Origin of the sequence: Olsenella urininfantis, assembly GCF_900155635.1 — a bacterium.
In the GTDB taxonomy this organism is placed as follows: Bacteria; Actinomycetota; Coriobacteriia; order Coriobacteriales; family Atopobiaceae; genus Olsenella_G; species Olsenella_G urininfantis.
Genome location: NZ_LT732540.1, coordinates 258,202 through 281,753 on the forward strand (window position 1 = coordinate 258,202; position 23,552 = coordinate 281,753).

Here is a 23,552-nt window from a genome sequence, read left to right on the forward strand (position 1 = left end):
TTCTGGCAACGGCGGGCCCTTTTGTATGCTGATGCAAGGCGATGCTCGGCAGCTGGCTACGCCTTGCCGGACTCCTCCGGGGCGGGGGCACCCTCGCCCTTGCCCGCAACCTTGACCACGTGCGCGATGCCGTCCAGCGCGGCGGCGTCTATGCTCACGTTGCGGTTGACCTTGGCGTCGTAGGTGTCGGCCCTCATGACGTCGGCAAGGTCCACGCCCGTCACGGACCTCACCATGTCGAAGGCTGCCTTGATGGACTGTGGGGCCATGGAGGTCACGCCTGCCGCGGGCGATCCCTCGGCGTCCGCGCCTCCCACGGTGGAGTAGATGTTGATGGCGTCAATGCCCTCGATGGGCTTGGACGCCGCGGCGATGATGTCGGGCAGCACGCCAATGATCTGCTGGGCAAGGGCCGCCTGGCCGTACTTGCGCAGTGCCTCCGCCTTCTTGTCCATGGCCTCCGCCTCGGCCAGGCCGCGGGCGCGGGTTGCCTCTGCCTCGGCCTCGCCTTGGGCGCGGGTTGCCTCGGCTGCCTTCTGGGCGGCGTAGAGCTCCGCCTCGGCCTGCTTCTGCCTGGTGATGAGCTCCGCCTGGGCCTTCTGCTCCGCGGCGTAGCGGTCGGCGTCGGCCTGCTTGCGAATGGAGGCGTCCAGCTCCTGCTCGCGAACCGCCACCTCCTTCATCTTCAGCTCGGCCTCGCGGTCCGCCTTGGCGATCTCTGCGTTGACCTGCTCGGTGTTGATGGCCTTCTGCTGCCTCTGGGCCTCGATGCCCTGGGCGGCATCGGCCTTGGCCGAGGCCGTGTCCGCCTCGGTCTTGAGGGCAGCCTGCTTCAGCGCCAGGTCGTTGTTCTGCTCGGCTATTGCCGTCTCGGAGGCGATGCGGGCGTCGTTGGCGACCTTGTTTGCCTCGGCCTGGGCAACGGCGATCTCCTTCTCGGCGTTTGCCTTGGAGATCTGGGCGTTCTGCTGGATGGCAACGGTGTTGGCGATGCCCAGGTTCTCGATGACGCCGATGCCGTCGTCGTCGATGTTCTGGATGTTGAAGGAGACGATCTCAAGACCCATGCGCTGCATGTCGGTCATGGCGTTCTCCTGGACCTTCGTGGCAAAGGTCTTCCGGTCGTTCATGATCTCGGTGAGGCGCATGCTTCCGATGATCTCGCGGAGGTTGCCCTCGAGCACGTTCACCACCATGGCGTTGATGTACTCGGAGTCGCGGTTGAGGAAGTTCTCGGCGGCCTTTGCCAGACCCTCCTCGCTGTTGGAGATCTTCACCACGGCAACCGAGTCGACCATGATGTTGATGTAGTCCAACGTGGGAATGGTCTTCGAGGTCTTGACGTCCACGGAGAGCATCCTGAGCGAGAGGCGGTCAACGCGCTGCAGGAAGGGAATGCGAACGCCCGACTTCCCGATGAGATAGCGAGGCCTCTTGCCGCCACCGGAGATGATGTATGCCTGGTCGGGTGGGGCCTTCACGTACCCGGAGGCCACGATGATCAGTATGACGAGAGCCACTGCCGCGATCGCAATGTAGCGAAGCAGTTCCATGCTTACCTCCCAATTGACCTGACTTTGTCCTGTGTCAGAAAATAGTAGGGCATGGACGAGGCGGCCACGTCCCATCGCTGTGAGCGGCAGCTCGAGCTATGGACGTCCGGTCAGGCGTGCCCTGAGGGTGTCAAGGCCGTGGTGCACGGTCATGAGCGGGTGCCGCAGCAGCATGCGCGGCCCTGAGTAGCGCATGACCTGCCTGATCGCCTCCTTTTGGCGAGGTGCGTAGCAGTGCACCTTGCATTGGGAGCAGAAGGTCTTGGTGGCCATGAGGGGACAGCGCTCTATGCGGGCGAGGGCGTAGTCCCTCAGCGCGGCGCAGTCAGGGCAGAGCCGATCTCCGCTGTGGTGACGGTCATGGCAGTAGAGCCCGATCATCTGCTCCACCACGAGCCGCTCTCGCAGTCTCTTCTTCTCGACGTCAATCATCTGCGCCTCCTGTCTAGGACTCTGGCGAGACGAAGCCCGAGTCAATGGTCAGGGAGCACTCCGCCCCAGGGACGCGCAGACGCACCAGGGACTCAACCAGCTCCCTGAGGTCGTCGTCGCTGACCTCAAGCTGGGGTGGCTTGGCGCAATCCAGGGAGACGCGTATGAGGCCGCGGTCGCGCGTCACGCTCACGTCGTGTATCTCCAGCTCTCGATCGAGCTCCGCGAGCCTCTCGGCAAGCCAGTTGCGCAGGTCCTCGTCGCCGCGATGGGTCTCGATGGGGTCGCAGTGAAGGATGGTGCGCAGGTGCTCGTCGGTGAGCAGGTCTCGCTCGATGGCGTCAAGCACCTTGTGGGTCTCACGCACGGTGGCGTCCGCTGCCATCTCCACGTGGGCGCTGGCAAACTGACGACCCGGCCCGTAGTCGTGTATGAGCAGGTCATGGGTTCCAAGTACGCCGGGGTACGAGAGAATGCGCTCGTGCACGCGGCATACCAGCTCGGGCGAGGGCGTGCGGCCCAGCAGCGGGTCAATCGTGTCATGTATGAGCCCGATGCCGCTGACGATGATGAAGGCGGCAACGGCAAGGCCCGCCCAACCGTCCAGGTCGAGGCCCGTGTATCGAGAGACGAGGCCTGCGGCCAGCACGGCGGAGCTTGTCAGGACGTCGTTTCTGGAGTCTGCCGCCGTGGCCTCGAGCGCCACCGACCCTATGAGCTTCGACAGCCTGAGGTTGAAGCGGGACATCCAGAGCTTGACCGCAATGGAGAGCAGCAGCGCAAGGATGGCGGCAAGGTCAAACGCAGGAGCCTCTGGCGAGACGATCCTCTCCACGGAGCTGCGGCCCAGCTGCAGCCCCACGGCAACGATGAGCGTCGAAACCACCATGCCCGCCAGGTACTCGATGCGGCCATGGCCATAGGGGTGCTCCTCGTCGGCCGGACGGCCCGCCAGCCTGAAGCCGATGAGGCTGACCAGGTTGCTCGAGGCGTCGGACAGGTTGTTCACGGCGTCGGCAACCACGGAGACCGAGCCCAGCGTCATCCCCACGAATCCCTTGGTGAGACTGAGCAGGAGGTTGAGCACGATGCAGCTGATGCTGGAGAGGTTCCCCACCGACATGCGAGCGGCAGGGGAGCTGGGGCGCCCCTCGTCCTTCACGAAGGTCCTGATTAGCCAATCGCCCAAGGTTCCTCCCGATTCCTGCGAGCGCCTGGTGGCGCATGGGGTCCTTGTACCCTATACCAGAGGCCTCCCTTTTGCCATCCCGTGCCGTGTCCCTGCGAAAACCGTCAGTGGCAGACCGACCGGGAGGGCAAAGAGGGAGCATCCCTCCAAAATGGCCTCACCAGGTCGTCGATGGGTGACGGACCTTCGCACCACCTGCGGCGGCCGGCGAGAGGGGACTTCCGCTCCTTGTGAGATTCGCCCCGAGGCAGTGGGTTCTCGTCCGGTCTGCGGGCTACACTCGTTGGGGTACACCCACAACGCGCAGGAGAGCCATGCCAAGCTTCAACGAGTTCCAAGCCAGCCTGTTTGCCAGCCAGGGGGAATCCGCCCTCCTGCCGATACATGGTGCCAAGGCGGTGCCTGCCGAGGCGGGCCACAGGCCTCCGGCGCAAGCCGACCACCAGGCATCCGCCCTGCCTGCGCAGAGCGCGTCTGGGTCGAGCATAGACCTCGGCGGCCTCAACCCCGCCCAGCGCAAGGCCGCCGAGTGCACCCGTGGGCCCCTGCTGGTTCTGGCTGGCGCGGGCTCTGGCAAGACGCGCGTGCTCACCTTCCGCATAGCCCACATGATTGCCGACGAGGGCGTGCGTCCCTGGCAGGTGCTGGCCATCACCTTCACCAACAAGGCGGCGGCAGAGATGCGCGAGCGCCTGGACGCCCTGCTTCCCGGAGGCACGCGCGGCATGTGGGTCTGCACCTTCCACGCCATGTGCGTGCGCATGCTGAGGGAGGACGGCGAGCTCCTGGGCTTCGGGCCCAATTTCACCATCTATGACGACGATGACTCCAAGCGCCTGGTCAAGGCCATCATGAGCGACCTCGACATAGACCAGAAGCACTTCCCCCTGCCGGCGGTGCGCTCCATGATCAGCCAGGCAAAGAACGCCCTGGTGATGCCGGACGAGATGGAGGGGCAGGCCAGCTCGCCCCAGCAGCGCGCGGCGGCTCGCGTCTACCGCGCCCTGCAGCGCAGGCTCGAGCGAGCCAACGCCATGGACTTCGATGACCTGCTCGTCAAGACCTACGAGCTGCTGAGCAAGTATCCCGAGGTGCTCGACCGCTACCAAGAGCGCTTCCGCCAGATCAGCGTGGACGAGTATCAGGACACCAACGCGGTGCAGTACGCCATCACCAACCTCCTGGCCCGCAAGTACCAGAACCTCATGGTGGTGGGCGACGACGACCAGTCGATCTACTCCTGGCGCGGTGCGGACATCACCAACATCCTGAGCTTTCGCCATGACTACCCCAACGCCCTGGTTGTCAAGCTGGAGCAGAACTACCGCTCCTTCGGCCACATCCTCAACGCGGCAAACGCCGTGGTGCGCAACAACTCGCGCCGAGAGGAGAAGCGCCTGTTCACGGATCGCGGCGATGGCGAGAGGATCGAGCTCTTCCAGGCCGCAGACGAGCGCGACGAGGGTCGCTGGATTGGGTCGGAGATAGAGAAGCTTCATGATGGGGGCATCGGCTACGACGACGTTGCGGTCTTCTATCGCACTAATGCGCAGTCGCGCATCCTGGAAGACATGTTCCTGCGTGCGGGCGTGCCCTACAAGATCGTGGGAGGCACGCGCTTCTTCGATCGCGCGGAGATTCGCGACGTGATGGCCTATCTCAAGCTTGTGGTGAACCCGGATGACGACGTGAGCGCCCTGCGTGTGGTCAACACGCCGCGGCGTGGCGTGGGAACCACCTCGATCAGCAAGGTGAGGTCCTACGCCGCCGAGAGGGGCGTCTCATTCTTCTCGGCCGCCCAGGCCTGCGTGGGGGAGCCGGGGCTCCTGGGTGCCAAGGCGAGAGGGGGCCTCGCGGAGTTCACGGGCGCCATCGAGGGGGGACGGAAGTTCAGAGGAGAGCTCGCCCGCGTGGTCGAGGCAATCATCGAGAAGGCCGGCATCATCAAGGCCTACGAGGCCGAGCAGAGCATGGAGGCGGACGGCCGCATAGAGAACGTCCGTGAGTTCCTTGGCGTGGCCCAGGAGTTCGACGAGACCCACGACGACGTGGCAGAGACCCTGGAGAGCCTCCAGCAGCTCAGGGCAGCCGGTGCCCTTAACCCGTCCGCGGGCCAAGCTCCCTCGGCCGCCGCCGTCACGCCATCGCACGATGGCGAGTCGCGACAGCGAGTGAGCGCAGCGAACGCCGAGCCATCAGGCGATGGCGTGACGGCGCCCGCGGCCGCAGAGAAGCTTCCCGCCTTCATGGAGTGGCTGGCCCTGCGCTCGGACCTCGACGCGCTTGCCGGGCAGTCGAGTGCCATCACCATGATGACGGTGCACTCCGCCAAGGGCCTTGAGTTCCCCGTGGTCTTCGTTGCGGGCATGGAAGACGGGATCTTCCCGCACAGGGCCCACGAGGAGGACCCCGCGTCTCTCGAGGAGGAGAGGAGGCTGGCCTACGTTGCCATCACACGTGCGGAGAGGAAGCTCTACCTCACCTATGCCGCCACGCGTCACGTGTTTGGCTCCGTGCAGACCAATCCGAGGAGCCGCTTCCTCAACGAGATTCCGCCTGAGGACGTGCACGCCACGGGCGTTGGCTCCTCTGGCTTCTCGGGAGTCGGCTGGGAGAAGCGGGGAGACCGCCATGGCACCTATGGGTCGGGCAGGGGCTCGGAGGTCTATGGGGGCAACGTCTTTGGCTCGCGCACGCGCTCGACGGGCGGAAGCCCCTCAACGAGGCCCGTGGCGCCCGCGCCCATCAAGAGAGACGGCAGCAAGGCCGCCGAAGGCTTCTCTCCAGGGGACAAGGTCTCTCACAAGACCTTTGGGCCTGGCGTGGTGAAGGCCGCATCGGGCGACACCATAGAGGTCTTCTTCACGCGCACCGGCAAGACCAAGAAGCTGATGAAGGGCTTTGCGCCCATAGTGAAGATCGAGGGGTAGCGCCATGGCTGGAGTCGCGTTGGGTGCGGGCGATCTTATCTCCCACGTGGTGACGTTGGCCGTTGCCGCCTGCGCCGCCATTCTGGTGCAGCACTTTGTGGTGGGCGCCGCCCGCAAGGCCATAGATGGCTCAAACCTGCCCTCTGCCACCATCTTCATCAACCTTCTGAGGGCCCTGGTCTGGGCTTTCGCGCTCCTTGCCGTGCTCAAGCCAGTATTTGGGGTCGAGCCCACGGCCTTCATCACGGCCTTGGGCGTCACCTCCCTGGTGGTCTCCCTGGGCCTGCAGGACACCATCTCAAACTTGGTGGGGGGCCTGGGGCTGATGACCGCCCGGGTGGTGAAGCCGGGGGACCAGGTTGGCGTGGGCAGCGTGACGGGCGAGGTGGTGGACGTGACCTGGAGGTCCACCCTGGTGCGCTCGCGGGGCGGGAGCGTGGACCTCATTCCCAACTCCGTGCTCAACAAGACGGGGCTTACCAGGCGAACGCGCTGGCAGGTGACGTGCGCGGACCTCCCCTTCGCCGTTGCTTCGGGCAATGACCTTGACCGGGTCGCGCAGGACATACGCGACGCTGCCGCACGAGAGCTTGCGGGCTTGCTCGAGCCCGTCTTTGAGGTGGAGGTCGTCTTCACTGAGTTCACGCCTCGCGCGGCGCTTGGGGTCGTGCACCTTCACGTCAAGGATGACGTCGTTCCCTCGCACGCGGTGGACCGCCTGGCGCGAGCGATCGCGAACTGCCCCTGGATGGCCTATACGCAGGGCGACTCTCTCGCCTGACGCGACTGCATCATGACGCAGGGGAGGCGGGCCGGCACCAATCTGGTTGCCGGCCCGCCTCCCCACTAGGGTCTTCCCTCGGCCCTGCGCCGCTCGGGGATCCTGCCCGATCTTCTCAGCGCGTCCTTCAGGATGAACTCCACCTGCGCGTTCGCGCTGCGCATGTCATCCTTTGCCCAGAGCTCTATGGCCTCCCAGACCTCGGGGTCTATGCGCAGAGGGTACTGCTTGCGCCCTGCCATGGCATCTCTCGCCACCCTACTGATAGAGGGAGCCGGTGTTCAGCACGGGTTGCGCCTCTGACTCGCCACAGAGCACCACCATCAGGTTGGAGGCCATGACCGCCTTGCGGTCGTCGTCAAACTCCACTATCCCGCCCTCGGAAAGCTGCGAGAGGGCCATGTCAACCATGCTGACGGCACCCTCCACTATCTTCTTGCGGGCGGCGATCACGGCGTCGGCCTGCTGGCGGCGCAGCATGGCCTGGGCGATCTCGGGCGCGTAGGCGAGGTGGGTCAGGCGTGCGTCGTCCACGGACACGCCTGCCACGGCCAGCTTGCGGTCGAGCTCGGCCTTGAGCGCCTCGGAGACCTCCTCGATGTTGGAGCGAAGGGTGATGGAGGTGTTGCTCTCGTCCTCGTCCTCCATGTGATCGTAGGCGTAGATACTGGCCACGTGGCGAAGGGCGGTCTCGGTCTGCATGGAGACGAAGCTCTCGTAATCGTCCACGTCGAAGGCGGCCTTGGCGGTGTCGGCCACGCGCCAAACCACCACGGTGGCGATCTCGATGGGGTTGCCCATCTTGTCATTCACCTTGAGTCGCTCGCCGTTGAGGGTGCGGGCGCGGGTGGAGATCTTGGAGATGTGTGAGTGGGACTTGCCCAGGCTCACGCCAGACTCGCTGACCTCGATGCCCGTGTCGCCAGAGCTCCTGCCCAGGCTCTTGGCGTAGAAGGGGTTGGCCCACCTCAGGCCCTCGTCTCGAACGGTGCCCACGTACTTGCCGAAGAGCACGCAGACGCGCGCCTGGCCAGGCTGCAGAGAGAAGAAGCCGCAGCTCACGATGATGGCTCCTACCATAAGGAGGATGCTGAGGGCAAGCTTCGCCCCCGTGAACTCCGGTGCTGAGTAGCCCAGCTCCTCGTAGGTGTCAAGGGTTATGATGCTTCTGACGAACATCCAGACGGATACGGCATACATGCCCAGGTTGACGAACAGCATGACCCAGCCCGAAGGTGCGACCAGCTTCTTCTCCGTGCTCATCTCACGTTCTCCTTCAGTAGTGAGGGGCCGCTCTTCCCTGTGAAGGCGCTGCCCTCGCTGATGTCTGAATGATATCACTTTAGTTTCTCATGACAAGGGTTTTGCTTGCCTCAGGCGGTGCGCCTCCGCGGGTGGGTCAACACGCACTTTTCGGCCGAGAGGGGTCCGTGACGTCGCATTGGCCCACCTGATACGCTCCCACGAGTGGGCAGACACGCGCTTTCCAGCGCCAGCGGGCCGAAAACGCCGTGTGCGCCCACCCAGGGGCGCTTCACAGGTGGGCCAATGCACGGCTCTCGGGCAGGTGAGCGCTGTAATTGCGTGTTTGCCCACCGGGCGCCGTCCTTGCCGCCTCTCAAGACGCTAAGCTGTTGCATGAAAACCATCCCCGAGCGCAGGGTCCGTCGTCCCGCACGCCGCCGGCGCAAAGAAGGAGCTCAACCATGGAGAAGATTGCAAGCTTCCAGATCGACCACCTGCACCTGGAGCCCGGCGTCTACGTGAGCAGGGTGGACTCATGGAACGGGGTGGACGTCACCACCTTTGACCTACGCCTTACCGCCCCCAACCAGGAGCCTCCCATGGACAGTGCTGCCATGCACGCCCTGGAGCACCTGGGCGCAACCTTCCTGCGCAACGATCCCAGCTGGAAGGACCGTGTGGTCTACTTTGGCCCCATGGGCTGCCGCACGGGCTTTTACCTGCTGCTCTTTGGGAGCTTCGAGTCAAAGGACGTAATCGGCCTCGTCACCTCGCTCTTCGAGTTCGCAGAGTCCTTCGAGGGGGACATCCCCGGTGCCCGCCCCGAGGAGTGTGGCAACTGGCATGACAGCGACCTCATGCAGGCGCGGTGGTGGGCTCGCCGCTATCTTGCCGGCACCTTGCGTGGAATAGACGAGAGGCACCTCAGCTACCCCCATGCATTCTAGGTCCGAAGGTGGAAGGAACCATCATGAAGCTTGGCATCATAGGCGCCATGGATGTGGAGGTTGCACTGCTCAAGGAGCATCTGGCGGATGCCCGCCAGGTCCGTCGTGCGGGCATGGAGTTCAGCGAGGGATCGCTGGCCGGACTTCCCGTCGTGGTGGTGAGGTGTGGCGTGGGGAAGGTGAACGCTGCCCTCTGCGCGCAGGTGCTCGCGGACCTCTTTGAGGTGACCCACGTGGTGAACACGGGGGTCGCCGGCTCCCTGGACAATGCCATCGACATCGGCGACGTGGTGGTCTCGGTTGATGCCGTCCACCACGACATGGACGTAAGCGCGCTGGGATATGCTACCGGACAGGTGCCCGGCCTTCCCGTCCTGGCCTTTCCCGCAGACCTGCTGCTGCGTCAGACGGCGCTTGCGGCGGCAGCTGAGGTTGCCTCTGACATACGGGCCTTCGAGGGGCGCGTTGCCTCGGGCGACCAGTTCATCGGGTCTGCCAAGAGAAGGGAGGAGATCGCCGCCTGCCTCCATGCCCGCTGCGCCGAGATGGAAGGTGCGTCCATCGCACACGCCTGCTGGTTGAACGGCGTGCCCTTTGTGGTGGTGCGTGCCATCTCGGACAAGGCCGACGGCTCGTCCACGGTTGACTATCCCAGCTTCGAGAGGTCTGCCGCCGAGCATTGCGCCCGCATCGTGGAGCGCATGGCGGCAGCACTCGCCTGCGAATGAGGAACCGGGGCTACGCCCTCTGCACCCCCATGCCCACCAGGTCGGGGCCGGTGTGAACGATGAGGTCCGGAGAGATGCCATGGCGCGTGATCTCGACGATCTCTGCCCGAACCTCGTCCTTGAGCCTCTCTTCCAGCATGCCGAAGAGCTCAGAGGTTGCCTTGGAGCAGCAGACGCATAGCCTTACGCGCGAGAAGGGCGCGGCGGCGGCAACCGTGAGCTTGACCATGGTGTCAAGCGCGCGGTCCCAGCCGCGGGCCTTCTTCGCCATGACGTAGCGCCCCTCCGAGTCGCAGGTGAGCACGGGCTTGATGTTCAGCACGCTGCCGATGCGGTAGATGTGGCCGCCGATGCGCCCGCCCTTGTGCAGGAAGTCAAGCGACTTCACCGCGAAGAAGATCTCTGTGTCCAGGCTGTCCTGAACCAGCCTGGCCTCGAGCTCCTCGAAGGGCACGCCTGCCTCCACGTACTCCACGGCTCGCATGACCACCATGCCGGCCATCATGCCGATGGACTTGGTGTCGATTACGATGCAGGGGAAGTCGCCCATCTCGTCGGCAACCATGTGCACGGTCTGATTGGTGGCAGAGAGCTCGGACGAGATGGTCACGATCACGGCTTTCTCGTATCCGCCCTCCTTGGCGCCCTCGAGAATCGCCCGGATCTGCTGCGGGGAAGGCAGCGAGGTGGTGGGAATCTCCCGCTCGAAGCGACGCACCACCTCCTCCGAGGTGATGTCGATCCCGCTCTCGAAGGTGGAGCCGTCGGAGTAAATGATGCGCAGGGGCATGATGCGCACGTCATGCTCGAGGCAGAACTCGCTGCTTGTGTCAGTTCCAGAGTCCGTGATGACGGCGATGCGCTGGCTGTTCATGGCTCCCCCTGAAGTCCCTTTCCCGAAGCCCGCATGGCTTTGTTGGCATATGTTCCCACAATGGGCTCGTTGCCGGGCGCTTGCTCACGTTGGCGTGACCGTTCCAAGCGGTGGTCGTGAGTCGCTGGTGAATTCGCCTTGTTTTCGCTTGCGGGAATGATTCTCACCCAATTTTCATCGCATATGCTTTTCTGTGTGCCATCGACACAATAGAAGCGGACCGTCTCAAAGAGGAGTCCATAGAGGAGAGAACATGTCCGAGAGGGAACCGAAGGAAGAGACCGCCAAGATGCCCGAGAGGTCTCAGGCAAAGCCAGGCGCGAAGTCAGCCGCCAAGGCCCGCAACCGCAACTCCGCGATCTTTAACGAGCCTGCCGTGGCGCGTCGCTTTGACAAGCGCTCCTCCTGGGACAAGATCACGTCAAACGGCACCATCTCTGCTGCCGTCATGGTGGTGGCCACCCTGCTTGCCGTGGTCGTGGCAAACTCTCCCATCTACGAGCCGGTTCACGAGTTCCTTGAGACATCGCTGTCCGTTGGCTTTGGACACGTGCGGCTCTCGATCTCCGTTGAGGCCTTTGTGAACGACTTCCTCATGGCCATATTCTTCCTGCTGGTGGGCATCGAGCTCAAGTACGAGATGACCGTGGGCCAGCTGAGGCATCCGCGGCAGGCGGTGCTCCCCATGCTCGCCGCCGTGGGCGGCGTCGTGGTGCCCGCCCTCATCTACGTGGTGGCCAACTGGGGCGGGGCGGTGCATGGCTGGGCCATCCCCATCGCCACGGACATCGCCTTCGCCCTGGGCGTCATGTCACTTCTGGGCAACCGTATAGCCCCCGAGACCAAGGTCTTCTTCCAGACCCTCGCCATCGCGGATGACATCCTCGCCATCGTCGTGCTGGCGGTCTTCTACGGGCAGTCGCCCAGCATCGCCTGGTGCGCGCTCTCTCTGATCGCGATCTTGGCCCTGGCAGGCCTTGCGCGCGCAAGGGTGTATTCAGCCAAGCCCTACCTGATAGTGGGGCTCATCCTGTGGCTCTGCATGTACAACTCCGGCATCCACGCCACGCTCGCCGGTGTCATCCTGGCCTTCTTCCTGCCGGCGCGCTCCGACATCCGCCTGGGCAGTCTGCGCAGGTGGCTGGGCGAGCAGGCCATCGAGCTCGAGGACACCTACGACGACGAGTCCCATGTCCTGGGTCAGCACGACTTCACGGCCTCCGCCCTCAACGTGGAGAGGGTCATGCACCATGTGACGCCGCCCCTGCAGCGCGTGGAGGGCTATTTCGCCGTCTCGGTAAACTTCCTGATCCTGCCGCTGTTCGCCTTCGTGAACGCGCAGGTGAGGCTTGTGGGCGTCGACGTGGTGGGGGTGCTTCTCGATCCCGTCTCGCAGGGAGCGTTCCTGGGCGCCGTGGTGGGAAAGCCGCTGGGCATCATCTTGGTAACCTGGCTGCTGGTGAAGCTGGGCTTCTCCAGGCTGCCGCGTCGCGTGAGCTGGGGGCAGGTCGTGGCCGTGGGAATCATGGGCGGCATGGGCTTCACCATGTCCATCCTGATCGCGGGGCTCGCCTTCCCCAACCCAGCGGAGGTCGTCGTGGCCAAGTGCGCCATCCTTGCCGGCTCCTTCGTGGCGGGTTCCCTGGGCGTGGCGTACGTGAGCCTGATCGCTCCCTTCCTTCGCAGGCACCTGCGAAGATAGGCGTGGGGACCTCTGGGCAACCAGCTCCACTTGCGGTCCTGGAGGGCCCGCCGCCTGGGGCCGGCTGACGGCTGGGTGGGGGGAAGGCCTACTCCACGGTCCCGTACACGTAGGCCCAGCCATGGGCGGTGACGATGGAATTGATCTGGTCGCAGAGCCTGGACCTCTTGTAGCGACCTCCCGGCAGAAGGTCTACGACCTCGCGCAGGTCCTCGCTGAGGTCATCCACCTCGGCGCGCATGACGGCGTCCATCTTGCTGACGTATCCCGAGGGGTTTACGGCGAAGAGCTCGTCCACCAGCTGCTGGAGCTCGCCGAACTCGGCCGCGGGAACGCTGCCCGCAGGGGCGGACGCGTGCTGGTGGTGGTTGCTGTCGCTGTAGGTATCCATTCTGGGAAGTATACTTCCTTCAGCGCCACAGACGTGAGGAGAAGAAGATGCCCAACGCGTTCGAGTCCCTGTCCACGCCCGAACTGGAGGAAGCGGTCGCTGGCCTGGAGGCCAAGGCCCGGGAGCTGCGCGCCCAGGGTCTCTCGCTGGACATGGCCCGCGGCAAGCCCAACCCAGAGCAGACCGCGCTCGCACGCCCCATGCTGGACGTCCTGACCTCGCAGTCCGACCTCACGGACGGCGCCGCCATAGTTGACAACTACGGCACCCCCGAAGGCCTTCCCTCCGCGCGCAGGCTTGCCGCAGAGATCCTGGGCGTCTCGGAGGACAACGTCATCGTCTCTGGCTCCTCGAGCCTCAACCTCATGCATGACCTGGTGACGCACGCGTTCACCAACGGCGTGGGGGGCTGCGAGCCCCTCTGCAGACAGGGGCGGGTCAAGTGGCTCTGTCCCGCCCCCGGCTACGACCGCCACTTTGCCGTGACGGCCCATCTGGGCATGGAGAACGTGGCCGTTCCCCTGCGCGACGACGGTCCCGACATGGACCTGGTGCAGGAGCTGGTCGAGGGTGACGCAAGCGTCAAGGGCATCTGGTGCGTGCCGAAGTACTCCAACCCCACGGGCATCACCTACTCTGACGAGGTGGTGCGCCGCTTTGCCAGCCTGAGGCCCGCTGCCCCCGACTTCCGCATCTACTGGGACAACGCCTACGTGGTGCACGGCTTTTCGGGGGTCGATGACGAGCTCCTCAACATCTTCGACGCCCTGGAGGAGAGCGGCGCACGCCGCCTGGCCTATGAGTTCGGGTCCACCGCGAAGGTGACCTTCCCCAGCTCGGGCATGGCATTCGTTGCCGCCGACGAACAGGACATCGCAGAGGTCCGCGAGGCCTTCGCCGTGGAGCGCGTGAGCCCCGAGAAGCTCTCCCAGCTTGCCCACGCCCGCTTCCTCAAGGACCTCTCGGGCGTGCGTTCCCACATGGAGAGGCACGCGGCCATCGTGGCCCCCCGCTTTGCCCTGGTCGAGGAGAAGCTCGCGGGCGGCCTTGCCGGCCTGGGCATTGCCAGCTGGACGCGCCCGCATGGCGGGTACTTCGTCTCGTTCGACGGTCCGGAAGGCTCCGCCAGGCGCATCGTCTCCCTTGCGGCTGAGCTGGGCGTCAAGCTGACCCCGGCAGGCGCCACCTGGCCCTATGGCAAGGACCCGCGGGACAGCAACATCCGCATCGCCCCGACCTACCCGTCTCTCGAGGACCTCTCGTGCGCTCTGGACGTCTTCGTGCTCGCGGTCAAGCTCGTCTCTGCCCGTATGGCCCTGGAGGGGAGGGGCGCGCAGGCCTAGACGCCTGCGGCTGCCGCTGGGCAGACTTTCTGTAGAATGCTTAGGCACGCGTGCCGCCATGGCGTCGCGCGCCTACTCTCAAGTTCTCTGGCGCTGCCGTCGCGGCGTGCCTGTGGTCTGGGAAGGGTCGTTTTCAATGGCACAGAAGGAATCGGGGACGTCAAAGCGGGCTGGTCGTCTGGCCTCAGCGAAGGTCACTGCCGCCGCCGCGGCAGACGCCCGCGCCAAGCGCGCCAAGAAGTCTGGCGTGGGCGGCAGGAGCCGTGGGGCGAGCATCGCCATCATGGTGTTTGCGGTCATCATGGCGCTGTCCATGATGCTTCCGTCCCTCTCGGCCATCTTCGCGCCCTCGCGCCATAAGTCTGGCGGCGCGGCGCCCCTGGACCTTGCCCGCATTGACAAGAGCTACTCCACATCCACCTCCTCTCTTGAGGAGAAGCTCGCCGCAGACCCCCAGGACCAGGAGAGCCTCCTCGCCCTGGGCGGCAACTACATGTCCTGGGCCTACGCCGCGAGGCAGCTTGCCTCGACGGACGCGGATAGGCAGCACGTGGGCGAGCTCTGGAAGAAGGCCATCGAGTCCTACGACCGCTACCTCGCCCTCGCCGACTCCGAGAAGGCCCGGTTGAACAGGTCCCTGTGCCAGCACTACTCAGGGGACACGGCCGGGGCCCTGAGCTCCCTGGAGCAGCTGACGGCGGCGCACCCCGACTTCGCGCCCGCCTGGGCCAACTACGGCATGATCTTGGAGTCCTCTGGTAGGCCCGATGACGCCAGGTCTGCCTACGAGAGGGCCCAGCAGGCCGACCCCAACAACGAGCAGGGCGCCAAGAGCTTTGCCGACAAGCGCCTTGAGGCCCTGAACGCAGCGTCGGCGAAGCAGTAGGCAAGAGCAAGGAACGGAGTGGCAATGGGCGTTTCGATAGAGACCATCAAGACCGAGACGGGCTATCAGCTTCTGGTGAGCGGTGAGGTGGACGTCTCCAATGCGTCCGAGCTCCGCGAGGCCCTGGACGGCGCGCTGGCCGAGAGGCCCGCGGCCCTGGAGATCGACCTCTCCCAGCTGCCATACATCGACTCTACGGGCATCGGCGTTCTGGTGGGGGCGGCCCATCGCGCCCAGGAGGCCTCCGTGCCCTTCTCGCTCTCTCATCCCCAGCGCAACGTCGCCCGCGTCCTTTCCCTTTTGGGCGTGGATGCCGAGCTTGGGGTCCAGGAATAGGCGGCGTCTGCCGCAAGGTCGGAGGTGTTCCCGAGTGTTTGGCATCGGAGAGTCTGAGCTCCTGATAATCGTCGTCTTCGGATTCCTGCTGTTTGGTCCGGACAAGCTCCCTGGGATGGGCCGCACCATAGGTCGTGCCCTGCGACAGTTCCGCGTGGCGCAGGAGGGCTTCACGGAGGTCGTCCAGAGCGAGGTCATGGATCCCCTGAACAAGGTCATGAACGAGGGGATCGACACGGACCCCAAGTCCTCCAAGCGCGCCGCCGCCCTTGACGAGGATGCCGACGCGGAGGAGGGCGACGTGCCCAAGAAGCGCGCCAACGAGACCTTTGCGGAGCGCAAGGCTCGCCTCGAGGCCGAACGCAAGGCACGCGATGCGCAGGGGCAGCCGGACGAAGGAGCAGATGGTGGCCCCCTCGCAGGTCCCTCGGGCGACGAGGGCACAGACGCGCCCGCCGAGGAGCAGCCTGGCGGAGAGGTGGCACAGCCGGAAGAGGAGAAGGCCCCTGACACCAGCGCCGCCGCCCTCTATGCCCGCCGTCCCAAGCGAGAGGCGACGGAGCCCGCCGAGCTCTCCGCAGAGCCGCCCGTTGCTGACGCCAGCGCTGACGCCAGCGCTGACCTGACTGCCGAGGAGGAGTAGTAGAGATGCCCATCGGACCAGCGCGCATGCCCCTGATGGACCACCTCGGCGAGCTGAGGCGCCGCCTCACCATCGTCGTGGTGTCCGTCCTTTTGACCTCGGTGGTGGTCTATGCTGCCACGCCCACCCTGATCGAGATCCTGATGGACCCCATCAGGGACGCCCTGCCCGATGGCACGCGCCTCAGCGTCCTCACGGTCCTGGGCGGCTTCACCATCCGCTTCAAGGTGGCCCTCTTCTTCGGCATGATCATCTGCACGCCCGTCATCATCTGGGAGACCATGGGCTTCTTCCTGCCTGCCCTCAAGCCCAAGGAGCGTAGGTGGGTGGTTCCCACGGTGGGGGCCATGGTGGCCCTCTTCTTCCTGGGCATGCTTTTCTGCTACTTCGTGATCCAGAAGCCCGCCATCGGCTGGATGGTCGACCAGTCCCTCGAGTTCGCGGACCTCAACCCCATGGCCGAGGACTTCCTCAACATCATGATGATGCTCGAGATAGGCTTCGGTGTCGCCTTCCAGCTCCCGCTGGTGATCTTCTACCTCTCCATCCTGCATCTGGTGCCCTACAGGACCTTCCGCTCCCAGTGGCGCTACATCTACGTTGGCCTCATGCTCCTCTCGGGCGTCGTCACCCCTGACGCCTCTCCCGTGACCATGGTCCTCATGTTCGCGGCGCTCATCTCCCTGTACGAGGTTGCCCTGGCGGTGGCGCGCTACGTCCTCATCGCCCGCGATGGCAAGGCCTCGCTCAAGTGGACGCGTGAGGAGTACGAGGAGCACCAGCTGGAGCAGGACTAGGGGCCGGAAAGTCAGGCCGCTGGCAGCAGAGGTAGCTTGCGTGAGCTCCGGGACGGGTATAGTTGCGTCCGCCCGGAGCTTATTTTTTGAAAGGACCTTCCACTTTGAAGCTTGTAGTCACGGAGAAGAACGACGCGGCCCAGCAGATTGCCAGGCTCCTGTCCACCTCTGGGAAGCCCAAGGCCGACAAGGTCTATGACACGCCCGTATACCGCTTCTCGCGCGATGGGGAGGATTGGGTGACCATAGGCCTGCGCGGCCACATCATGGCGCCAGATTTCCCCCATGAGCTCAAGTACAGCGAGGACGAGGGCTGGTTTGCCGTCACCGAGGAGGGGGAGGTCCTTCCGGCCGCGGTTCCGGACAGCCTCGCCCGCCCGCCCTTCGAGACCAAGCGCAAGCCCTTCCTCAAGGACGGCATCGACATCAAGGGATGGAAGGTACCCAGCCTGCCCTACCTGGTGTGGGCCCCGGTGGAGAAGCTCCCCGCGGAGAAGGGCATCATCCGCGCGCTCAAGAACCTCGCCAAGAAGGCGGACTCCATCGTCATTGGCACGGACTTCGACCGCGAGGGGGAGCTCATCGGCTCTGATGCCCTGCGCCAGATGCGCGAGGTTGCCCCCGGGACCCCCGTGAGCCGCGCGCGCTACTCCGCCTTCACCCGCGCGGAGATCGACCATGCCTTTGCCAACCTGGTTGACCTTGACCAGAACCTGGCGGACGCCGGCGAGAGTCGACAGTACATAGACCTCATCTGGGGTGCCGCCCTCACGCGCTACCTCACCATGGCCCGCTTCGGCGGCTTTGGCAACGTCCGCTCGGCAGGTCGCGTGCAGACGCCCACCCTGGCCCTCGTGGTCGAGAAGGAGCGCGAGCGCCAGGCCTTCGTGCCCGAGGACTACTGGGTGCTCTGGGGCACGGCCGCGCCCGCGGGCAACAGGGACGAGGATGCCCGCTTCAAGATCACCCACGCCTCCGGCCGCTTCAAGGACAAGGCGGTCGCCGAGAGGGCCTTCGCGGCGGTGCGCGAGGCGAGGTCGGCCCAGGTGGTGAGCATCGAGCGCAAGAGCCGCACCACCCAGCCCCCCGCGCCCTTCAACACTACCTCGCTGCAGGCGGCGGCCGCGTCCGAGGGCATCTCTCCCGCGCGCACCATGCGCCTGGCCGAGTCCCTCTACATGGACGGCCTCATCAGCTATCCCCGTGTCGACAACACGGTATACCCCAGCTCGCTCGACCTCAGGGACTGCGTGCGCACCATCTCCTCAGTGCCGCAGTACCGGCCCTTCTGCCAGGACCTCCTCAAGCAGGAGAGGCTCCATGCCACCCGCGGCAAGCAGGAGACCACGGACCACCCTCCCATCTACCCCACGGGAGCGGCCGATCCGGACAAGCTTGACCCTGGCGCGTGGAAGCTCTACAACCTCATCGCCCGGCGCTTCCTGGCAACGCTCTCGGTGGCCTCGGTGAGCGAGTCCACCAAGCTCTCGCTGGACGTGAGCGGAGAGGCCTTCTCGGCGTCTGGGACCGTGCTGGTAAAGCCCGGCTTCAGGGCCATCTATCCCTATGGCCAGAGACGAGACGACCAGCTCCCTGCGCTTGCCGAGGGCGATCTTTGCGACGTCCTTTCGATGGACCTGGACGCCAAGCAGACGGAACCCCCCGCGCGCTACAGCCAGGGCCGCCTGATCCAGGAGATGGAGAGGCGCGGCCTGGGCACAAAGTCCACGCGCGCCTCGATCATCCAGCGCCTGTACGACGTGAAGTACCTCAAGGGAGACCCCGTGGAGCCCAGTCAGCTGGGCATGGCGGTCATCGAGGCGCTCACCCAGTACGCGCCCCACGTCACCAGCCCGGACATGACGGCCGAGCTCGAGGCGGACATGACGAGCGTATCCGAGGGTGCCCAGACGCAAGGCCAGGTGGTAACGCACTCTCGCGCGCTGCTGGCAGGTATGATCGACCAGCTCATAGAGCACAAGGAGGACCTGGGAGAGGCCATTGCGGATGCGGTCACGGCGGACGCCAAGGTGGGCGTGTGCCCCAAGTGCGGGCGCGACCTGGTCATGAAGAGCTCGGCCAAGACGCGTGGCAACTTCATCGGTTGCATGGGCTGGCCAGACTGCGACGTGACCTACCCCGTGCCGTCCAACGTGAAGGTGGAGCCCATAGAGGGCGAGGCAGGCGTGTGTCCCGTGTGCGGGGCCCCGCGCATCAAGTGCAAGCCGTTCCGTTCGAAGGCATACGAGATATGCGTCAACCCCGCCTGCGAGACCAACCGCGAGCCTGACGGGGTGGTGGGGGAGTGCGCCGTCTGCAAGGCGGCTGGCGCTCACGGCGACCTGATCGCCCACAAGAGCGAGCGCACCGGCAAGCGCTTCATCCGCTGCAGCAACTACGACGTCTGTGGCACAAGCTACCCGCTGCCCCAGCGCGGCGAGCTTCATGCCACGGGCGAGACCTGCCCGGACTGCGGGGCTCCCATGGTCGAGGTGATGACGCAGCGCGGGCCCTGGAGGATCTGCGTGAACATGGACTGCCCTGGCAAGGAGAAGAGGCCCGCTCGCGGCGGCCGCAAGACCGCTGGTCGTCGCAGGGGCGGCAAGAAGTCCTAGCGTCTTGCCGCGCGGTGGGTGAAAGCTCGCTTTTCCCGCCCGGTCACGCCCAAACGACGCATCCGCCCACCCGGAGTCCGCTTTCAGGTGGGCGAACGCGCACTTCTCGGCTAAAAGACGCGCGAAACCGCGCATTGACCCACCTGTGGGCGCTGCTGCGGTGGGCGAACGCGCGCACTTCGCGCCGAGGGCCCCTCTCGCCTCGCATCCGCCCACCGTGCCCCGTCCCTGCCGTGTGGTGCGGTCTGCTATCGTTTTGGGGCCGGGGCATGGCCTGCCCCTGTGGGACCAGACGGCGAGAGGGAAGAGGCATGGGCATGGAAGTCGACCGCGGCGTGCTGGTCACCCTTGAGGGCGTGGACGGCTGCGGCAAGTCAACCCAGGCGGAGCTGCTCGCACGTTCGCTCGAGCGGGCGGGTCGCGAGGTCGTGCGCCTCAGGGAGCCCGGCGGCACACCGCTGGGCGAGAAGATCCGCAGTCTCCTGCTCGACCTCGCGAACACCGACATGTCCGATGAGTGCGAGGTCCTGCTCTACGAGGCATCCCGCGCCCAGCTCGTGCGCACGGTCGTGGAGCCCGCCCTCGCTCGCGGCGCCGTGGTCCTCTGCGACCGCTTCTTTGACTCCACCTACGCCTACCAGTACGGTGGCCGTGGCCTGGATGAGTCCCTCGTGCGGCGTTGCAACGTGCTGGGAAGCTGCGGCCTGATGCCTGACCTGACCCTCCTGTTCGACCTTGACCCCCGGTTTGCCCACGAGCGCGCGACGCGCGGTTGCGCCGACCGCATGGAGGCGGAGGGCCTTGACTTCCAGAGGCGCGTGCGCGAGGCCTTCCTGCGCGCGGCGGCGCTCGAGCCCGGTCGCTTTGTCGTGGTGGATGCCTCTGGCACCCCAGAGGAGGTTGCCGCCCGCGTCCAAGACGCCTGCACGGCCCTGCTTGCCTAGCGGACCCCGGCAACGGAACTACCATATCAAGCTGCTACAATGTCCTATCCGTCCAACGGTTGTGCCATGTCGAGAGGGGACAGGTGGCCAAGACGCAAGATCAAAGCATGCCTGCGGCGCTGGCCCGCCTTGACCAGCAGCCCCGCGTCCAGCGCTTCTTCGCCACTGCCGTGAGCGCGCACAGGCTGAGCCACGCCTATCTCTTCCTAGGCGCCCCTGGATCTGGCATGGAGACGGCCGCCCTCGCGCTGGCCCAGTGCATCGTCTGTCCCAACGGCGGAGACGCCAGCTGCGACGAGTGCATCCGCGTCGCCCACCACACCCACCCTGACGTCCGCTTCCTCAGGCCTGGCAGCGCCAGTGGCTATCTCATCTCGCAGATTCGCGAGCTGGTCTCTGACGTGGCTCTTGCCCCCGTGCGCGCAACAAGCAAGGTCTACGTCATCGATGGCGCGGGCCTCCTCAGGGCAAGCTCTGCGAACGCCCTGCTCAAGACCATCGAGGAGCCTCCCGAGGGCGTGTACTTCATCCTGCTTGCCCGCTCGGCGGCCTCGGTGCTTCCCACCATCGTCTCGCGCTGCCAGCAGGTTCCCTTCCGCGTGGTCTCCCCGGACGTCGCGGAGAAGGCCGTGGAGCTTGCCTCGGGCATCTCCGGCGCAGACGCGCGCATAGCGCTTTCCGTCGCGGGGACCCCCGAGCGGGCCGCAGAGTTTCTCGCCTCGTCTGACCGTCGCCAGCTGAGGCGCGTGGTGGTCCGCTCGCTCGCGGGTCTTGCCCGCGCCGACTCCTGGGACGTGCTCGTGTCCGCCAAGGAGATCCTGGAGGCCGTCCGCGCCCCTCTCGCAGATCTCAAGAGCGCGCAGGAGGCGGCCCTGGGCGAGAACGCCGACTACCTCGCCGCCTCCGCCCTCAAGCAGCTGGAGGACGCCAACAAGCGCGAGCTAACGGCACGGGAGCGTTCGGGTATGATGGAGGCTCTCTCTGCGGCAAGCTCCCTCCTGCGTGACGTGCTCATGCGCTGCGAGGGAGTGGGCGAGCGCATCGTCAACGAGGACAGCGCGGACGTGGTAGACCGCATCGCGCAGCAGGCGAGCACCGAGGGCGCCGTCAGGGCCCTCTCGGCCGTCTCGGATGCCTCCGATGACCTTGCTCGCAACGTAAATCCCCAGCTGGTCATCGAGACCATGCTTCTCTCTGTCAAGGAGGCACTCGCATGCCCGCCGTCATTCCGGTGAAGTTCAAGTACGCAGCCCACGACCTCTGGTTCGACCCAGCCGACACGGGTGCCCAGGAGGGCGACCACGTCATCTGCACCACGGAGCGCAGTCAGGAGATAGGCCTTGCCACCATGGACGGCATGGAGGTCAGCGAGGAGCGCCTGCGAGAGGTGATAGGGGAGGCGGAGCTGCGCCCGGTGTCGCGCGTCGCAGACGACGCCGACCTTGGCCGAGCGGACATGCTGGCCCGCAAGGGAGACGACACGCTCCCGCTCTTCCGTCGCCTCGTCCAGGAGAGCGGGCTGGACATGAAGCCCGTGGGAGTGGAGTACCTCTTTGGTGGCGGCAAGGTGGTGTGCTACTTCTCCTCCGAGGAGCGCGTGGACTTCCGCCACCTGGTCAAGGACCTCTCTCGCGAGCTGCACGAGCGCATAGACATGCGCCAGATCGGCGTGCGAGAGGAGGCCGCCATCGTGGGCGGCTACGCCCACTGCGGCCAGGAGCTCTGCTGCGCGCGCTTCGGCAAGCAGTTCGAGCCCGTCTCCATCCGCATGGCCAAGGAGCAGGACCTGCCGCTCAACGCATCCAAGATCTCCGGCGCCTGTGGTCGCCTCATGTGCTGCCTGCGCTACGAGTTCGACGCCTACCGAGACTTCAAGCAGCGCGCCCCCAAGCGCAATGCCGTCATAGACACGCCCCTGGGCAAGGCCAAGATCGTGGAGTACGACACGCCCAAGGAGCAGATCTGCCTGCGCATCGAGAACGGCAAGCAGGTGCGCATCCCGCTTTCGGACATGGTTGCCTCCGAGGCGGCGTGCAAGAAGAGCGAGGAGCTCCACTGCCCCTGCCGCCCTGACACCGTGACCCGCGCGGCCCTGGACAGGCTCGAGTCGCCGGACATCCAGATGGCGCTGGCCGAGCTGGACCGCGCCCATGGCATCATCCCCGCCGACGAGCAGGGCTTCGACTCCTCGGACATCTTCGTGAAGCAGAAGCCCCGGCGCAGGCGTGGGCACCGCGAGGGCGAGGGGCCGGCGGAGCCCCTGGTGAGGGTCGGTCGTCCGCATCAGCAGCCCAAGGACGCGGACGGTGGCTCTTCCGCGCAGGATTCCGGCCGCACGAGGCGCAGGCGCAAGAAGTCTCCCGCCGAGGCACAGGAGACCGCCGCGGACATGCCCGCCCAGACCACCGGCCGCAAGCGTCGCCACCATCGCGGCAAGGGACAGGAGGGTGGCGCCGCCGCCCAGACCAATCCCAGCCCCAATCCAAAGCCCCAGACGGATGCGGTGGCGGAGGACAAGCCCAAGAGGCGCCGCCGTCGCCCGGGCGACCATGGGGGCCAGCGCTCCCAGCAGACGGGGCCACAGCAGCAGCCGAGGGCCGAGGGCTCGCCGGAGGCGGCAGGACGCCCTGAGGGCTCCTCTCGTTCGCGCAGGCGCCGCCGACGCGGTGGCGGCGGATCCGGTTCCCCCGCGGCTCCCGCCCAGGGATCTGGAGAGTAGCGCCCATGTACGAGCTCTCGACCGAGTACTGGTTTGACAGCGCCCACTTCCTCACGGACTACCACGGGAAGTGCGAGAACCTCCACGGGCACCAGTGGCGCGTCACCGCCTACATCGCCGCAGACCAGCTGGAGGAGGGCGGGACCGACAAGGGCATGGTGCGGGACTTCGTGGCCTTCAAGCGCATCGTGCGCGAGGAGTGCGACGCCTTGGACCACAGCTTCCTGGTGGAGGAGGGCTCGCTTGCCCCTGCCACCATCGCCGCGCTCGAGGGCGAGGGCTTCACGCTCACCATCCTGCCCTTCCGGACCACCTCGGAGAACCTCGCCCGCTACCTGGCCGGGCGCCTTGAGGCGCGCGGGCTTCCCGTCTCGCGCGTGGACTGCAACGAGACGCCCAACAACCGGGCGAGCTATATTCCGGAGCGCTAGGGGCGCGGCGGCTTTGGCCGTGTGATGTCTGCGGGCCTCGGGGTGGGCGAACACGGTCGCAAGGCC

At 65.9% G+C, this 23,552-nt stretch carries 22 protein-coding genes; 15 read left to right on the plus strand and 7 right to left on the minus strand.

The window, feature by feature from the left end:
• Window positions 1-56: 56 nt before the first annotated feature.
• The 3 genes from CZ375_RS01160 to CZ375_RS01170 all read right to left on the minus strand — a co-directional run bounded on the left by CZ375_RS01160 (window position 57) and on the right by CZ375_RS01170 (window position 3,174).
• On the minus strand, window positions 57-1,553 hold the full coding sequence (locus CZ375_RS01160; RefSeq protein WP_077597503.1) for a flotillin family protein: 1,497 nt from the start codon (window positions 1,551-1,553) through the stop codon (window positions 57-59).
• A gap of 96 nt (window positions 1,554-1,649) precedes the next feature.
• On the minus strand, window positions 1,650-1,985 hold the full coding sequence (locus CZ375_RS01165) for a nitrous oxide-stimulated promoter family protein (RefSeq protein ID WP_077597504.1): 336 nt from the start codon (window positions 1,983-1,985) through the stop codon (window positions 1,650-1,652).
• Window positions 1,986-1,998: 13 nt separating this feature from the next.
• Window positions 1,999-3,174 (minus strand): cation diffusion facilitator family transporter, encoded by a 1,176-nt coding sequence (locus CZ375_RS01170; protein WP_077597505.1) that lies wholly within the window; start codon window positions 3,172-3,174, stop codon window positions 1,999-2,001.
• A 314-nt stretch (window positions 3,175-3,488) separates the two neighbouring features.
• Here CZ375_RS01170 and CZ375_RS01175 point away from each other — a divergent pair, with 314 nt between their 5' ends.
• Window positions 3,489-6,104 carry an ATP-dependent helicase gene (locus CZ375_RS01175; RefSeq protein WP_077597506.1) on the plus strand — a complete coding sequence of 872 codons (2,616 nt, stop codon included), beginning with the start codon at window positions 3,489-3,491 and terminating at the stop codon, window positions 6,102-6,104.
• Window positions 6,105-6,108: 4 nt separating this feature from the next.
• Window positions 6,109-6,885: a mechanosensitive ion channel family protein gene (locus tag CZ375_RS01180; RefSeq protein WP_077597507.1), complete on the plus strand. Its 777-nt coding sequence runs from the start codon at window positions 6,109-6,111 to the stop codon at window positions 6,883-6,885.
• A 65-nt stretch (window positions 6,886-6,950) separates the two neighbouring features.
• Here CZ375_RS01180 and CZ375_RS01185 read toward each other — a convergent pair whose 3' ends face one another.
• Window positions 6,951-7,127: a type II toxin-antitoxin system antitoxin gene (locus CZ375_RS01185; protein ID WP_077597508.1), complete on the minus strand. Its 177-nt coding sequence runs from the start codon at window positions 7,125-7,127 to the stop codon at window positions 6,951-6,953.
• Window positions 7,128-7,143: 16 nt separating this feature from the next.
• Window positions 7,144-8,148, minus strand: a complete 1,005-nt coding sequence (locus tag CZ375_RS01190; protein ID WP_077597509.1) for an SPFH domain-containing protein — start codon at window positions 8,146-8,148, stop codon at window positions 7,144-7,146.
• A 443-nt stretch (window positions 8,149-8,591) separates the two neighbouring features.
• Here CZ375_RS01190 and CZ375_RS01195 point away from each other — a divergent pair, with 443 nt between their 5' ends.
• The gene (locus CZ375_RS01195) at window positions 8,592-9,077 is read left to right on the plus strand and encodes an S-ribosylhomocysteine lyase (RefSeq protein ID WP_077597510.1); all 486 of its coding nucleotides are present in this window, start codon (window positions 8,592-8,594) and stop codon (window positions 9,075-9,077) included.
• Between the two features lie 23 nt (window positions 9,078-9,100).
• A complete protein-coding gene (locus CZ375_RS01200; RefSeq protein ID WP_077597511.1) occupies window positions 9,101-9,805 on the plus strand; it encodes a 5'-methylthioadenosine/adenosylhomocysteine nucleosidase in 705 nt (234 codons plus the stop codon).
• A 10-nt stretch (window positions 9,806-9,815) separates the two neighbouring features.
• Here the strand turns inward: CZ375_RS01200 and CZ375_RS01205 are convergent, their stop codons facing one another.
• Window positions 9,816-10,679, minus strand: coding sequence for a DegV family protein (locus tag CZ375_RS01205; RefSeq protein ID WP_077597512.1), 864 nt, complete (start codon window positions 10,677-10,679; stop codon window positions 9,816-9,818).
• 253 nt (window positions 10,680-10,932) lie between these two features.
• Between CZ375_RS01205 and nhaA the strand changes: the two genes are divergently transcribed.
• On the plus strand, window positions 10,933-12,381 hold the full coding sequence (gene nhaA, locus CZ375_RS01210; RefSeq protein WP_077597513.1) for a Na+/H+ antiporter NhaA: 1,449 nt from the start codon (window positions 10,933-10,935) through the stop codon (window positions 12,379-12,381).
• Window positions 12,382-12,469: 88 nt separating this feature from the next.
• Here the strand turns inward: nhaA and CZ375_RS01215 are convergent, their stop codons facing one another.
• A complete protein-coding gene (locus CZ375_RS01215) occupies window positions 12,470-12,772 on the minus strand; it encodes a hypothetical protein (RefSeq protein ID WP_234966786.1) in 303 nt (100 codons plus the stop codon).
• 47 nt (window positions 12,773-12,819) lie between these two features.
• Here CZ375_RS01215 and CZ375_RS01220 point away from each other — a divergent pair, with 47 nt between their 5' ends.
• The 10 genes from CZ375_RS01220 (at window position 12,820) to CZ375_RS01265 (ending at window position 23,486) form a co-directional block, all read left to right on the plus strand.
• Window positions 12,820-14,115 carry an aspartate aminotransferase type Ic gene (locus CZ375_RS01220; RefSeq protein ID WP_077597514.1) on the plus strand — a complete coding sequence of 432 codons (1,296 nt, stop codon included), beginning with the start codon at window positions 12,820-12,822 and terminating at the stop codon, window positions 14,113-14,115.
• A 136-nt stretch (window positions 14,116-14,251) separates the two neighbouring features.
• The gene (locus CZ375_RS01225) at window positions 14,252-15,001 is read left to right on the plus strand and encodes a tetratricopeptide repeat protein (protein ID WP_159438329.1); all 750 of its coding nucleotides are present in this window, start codon (window positions 14,252-14,254) and stop codon (window positions 14,999-15,001) included.
• Window positions 15,002-15,025: 24 nt separating this feature from the next.
• On the plus strand, window positions 15,026-15,337 hold the full coding sequence (locus tag CZ375_RS01230; protein WP_077597516.1) for an STAS domain-containing protein: 312 nt from the start codon (window positions 15,026-15,028) through the stop codon (window positions 15,335-15,337).
• Window positions 15,338-15,371: 34 nt separating this feature from the next.
• Complete coding sequence (locus CZ375_RS01235; protein WP_097677367.1) at window positions 15,372-15,980, plus strand: twin-arginine translocase TatA/TatE family subunit; 609 nt, start codon at window positions 15,372-15,374, stop codon at window positions 15,978-15,980.
• Between the two features lie 5 nt (window positions 15,981-15,985).
• Window positions 15,986-16,777, plus strand: a complete 792-nt coding sequence (gene tatC, locus CZ375_RS01240) for a twin-arginine translocase subunit TatC (RefSeq protein WP_077597518.1) — start codon at window positions 15,986-15,988, stop codon at window positions 16,775-16,777.
• Between the two features lie 104 nt (window positions 16,778-16,881).
• Window positions 16,882-19,392: a DNA topoisomerase I gene (locus tag CZ375_RS01245; RefSeq protein WP_077597519.1), complete on the plus strand. Its 2,511-nt coding sequence runs from the start codon at window positions 16,882-16,884 to the stop codon at window positions 19,390-19,392.
• A 311-nt stretch (window positions 19,393-19,703) separates the two neighbouring features.
• Window positions 19,704-20,336, plus strand: a complete 633-nt coding sequence (gene tmk, locus CZ375_RS01250; RefSeq protein ID WP_407668497.1) for a dTMP kinase — start codon at window positions 19,704-19,706, stop codon at window positions 20,334-20,336.
• 107 nt (window positions 20,337-20,443) lie between these two features.
• Window positions 20,444-21,571 carry a DNA polymerase III subunit gene (locus CZ375_RS01255; protein WP_077598707.1) on the plus strand — a complete coding sequence of 376 codons (1,128 nt, stop codon included), beginning with the start codon at window positions 20,444-20,446 and terminating at the stop codon, window positions 21,569-21,571.
• Entirely contained in the window at window positions 21,550-23,055 is a 1,506-nt protein-coding gene (locus CZ375_RS01260; protein ID WP_077597520.1) for a PSP1 domain-containing protein, read from the plus strand. The genes CZ375_RS01255 and CZ375_RS01260 overlap by 22 nt, the downstream gene beginning before the upstream one ends.
• Window positions 23,056-23,060: 5 nt before the next feature.
• Window positions 23,061-23,486, plus strand: a complete 426-nt coding sequence (locus tag CZ375_RS01265; protein WP_077597521.1) for a 6-pyruvoyl trahydropterin synthase family protein — start codon at window positions 23,061-23,063, stop codon at window positions 23,484-23,486.
• The last annotated feature ends 66 nt before the right edge of the window (window positions 23,487-23,552 follow it).

Coding starts and splice junctions, on each gene's coding strand:
- CZ375_RS01175 (WP_077597506.1), top strand. CDS start 3,489: ATGCCAAGCTTCAACGAGTTCCAAGCCAGCCTGTTTGCCAGCCAGGGG.
- CZ375_RS01220 (WP_077597514.1), top strand. CDS start 12,820: ATGCCCAACGCGTTCGAGTCCCTGTCCACGCCCGAACTGGAGGAAGCG.
- tmk (WP_407668497.1), top strand. CDS start 19,704: ATGGGCATGGAAGTCGACCGCGGCGTGCTGGTCACCCTTGAGGGCGTG.
- CZ375_RS01230 (WP_077597516.1), top strand. CDS start 15,026: ATGGGCGTTTCGATAGAGACCATCAAGACCGAGACGGGCTATCAGCTT.
- CZ375_RS01165 (WP_077597504.1), bottom strand. CDS start 1,985: ATGATTGACGTCGAGAAGAAGAGACTGCGAGAGCGGCTCGTGGTGGAG.
- CZ375_RS01225 (WP_159438329.1), top strand. CDS start 14,252: ATGGCACAGAAGGAATCGGGGACGTCAAAGCGGGCTGGTCGTCTGGCC.
- tatC (WP_077597518.1), top strand. CDS start 15,986: ATGCCCATCGGACCAGCGCGCATGCCCCTGATGGACCACCTCGGCGAG.
- CZ375_RS01200 (WP_077597511.1), top strand. CDS start 9,101: ATGAAGCTTGGCATCATAGGCGCCATGGATGTGGAGGTTGCACTGCTC.
- CZ375_RS01160 (WP_077597503.1), bottom strand. CDS start 1,553: ATGGAACTGCTTCGCTACATTGCGATCGCGGCAGTGGCTCTCGTCATA.
- CZ375_RS01190 (WP_077597509.1), bottom strand. CDS start 8,148: ATGAGCACGGAGAAGAAGCTGGTCGCACCTTCGGGCTGGGTCATGCTG.
- CZ375_RS01195 (WP_077597510.1), top strand. CDS start 8,592: ATGGAGAAGATTGCAAGCTTCCAGATCGACCACCTGCACCTGGAGCCC.
- CZ375_RS01205 (WP_077597512.1), bottom strand. CDS start 10,679: ATGAACAGCCAGCGCATCGCCGTCATCACGGACTCTGGAACTGACACA.
- CZ375_RS01265 (WP_077597521.1), top strand. CDS start 23,061: ATGTACGAGCTCTCGACCGAGTACTGGTTTGACAGCGCCCACTTCCTC.
- CZ375_RS01215 (WP_234966786.1), bottom strand. CDS start 12,772: ATGGATACCTACAGCGACAGCAACCACCACCAGCACGCGTCCGCCCCT.
- CZ375_RS01185 (WP_077597508.1), bottom strand. CDS start 7,127: ATGGCAGGGCGCAAGCAGTACCCTCTGCGCATAGACCCCGAGGTCTGG.
- CZ375_RS01260 (WP_077597520.1), top strand. CDS start 21,550: ATGCCCGCCGTCATTCCGGTGAAGTTCAAGTACGCAGCCCACGACCTC.
- CZ375_RS01180 (WP_077597507.1), top strand. CDS start 6,109: ATGGCTGGAGTCGCGTTGGGTGCGGGCGATCTTATCTCCCACGTGGTG.
- nhaA (WP_077597513.1), top strand. CDS start 10,933: ATGTCCGAGAGGGAACCGAAGGAAGAGACCGCCAAGATGCCCGAGAGG.
- CZ375_RS01255 (WP_077598707.1), top strand. CDS start 20,444: ATGCCTGCGGCGCTGGCCCGCCTTGACCAGCAGCCCCGCGTCCAGCGC.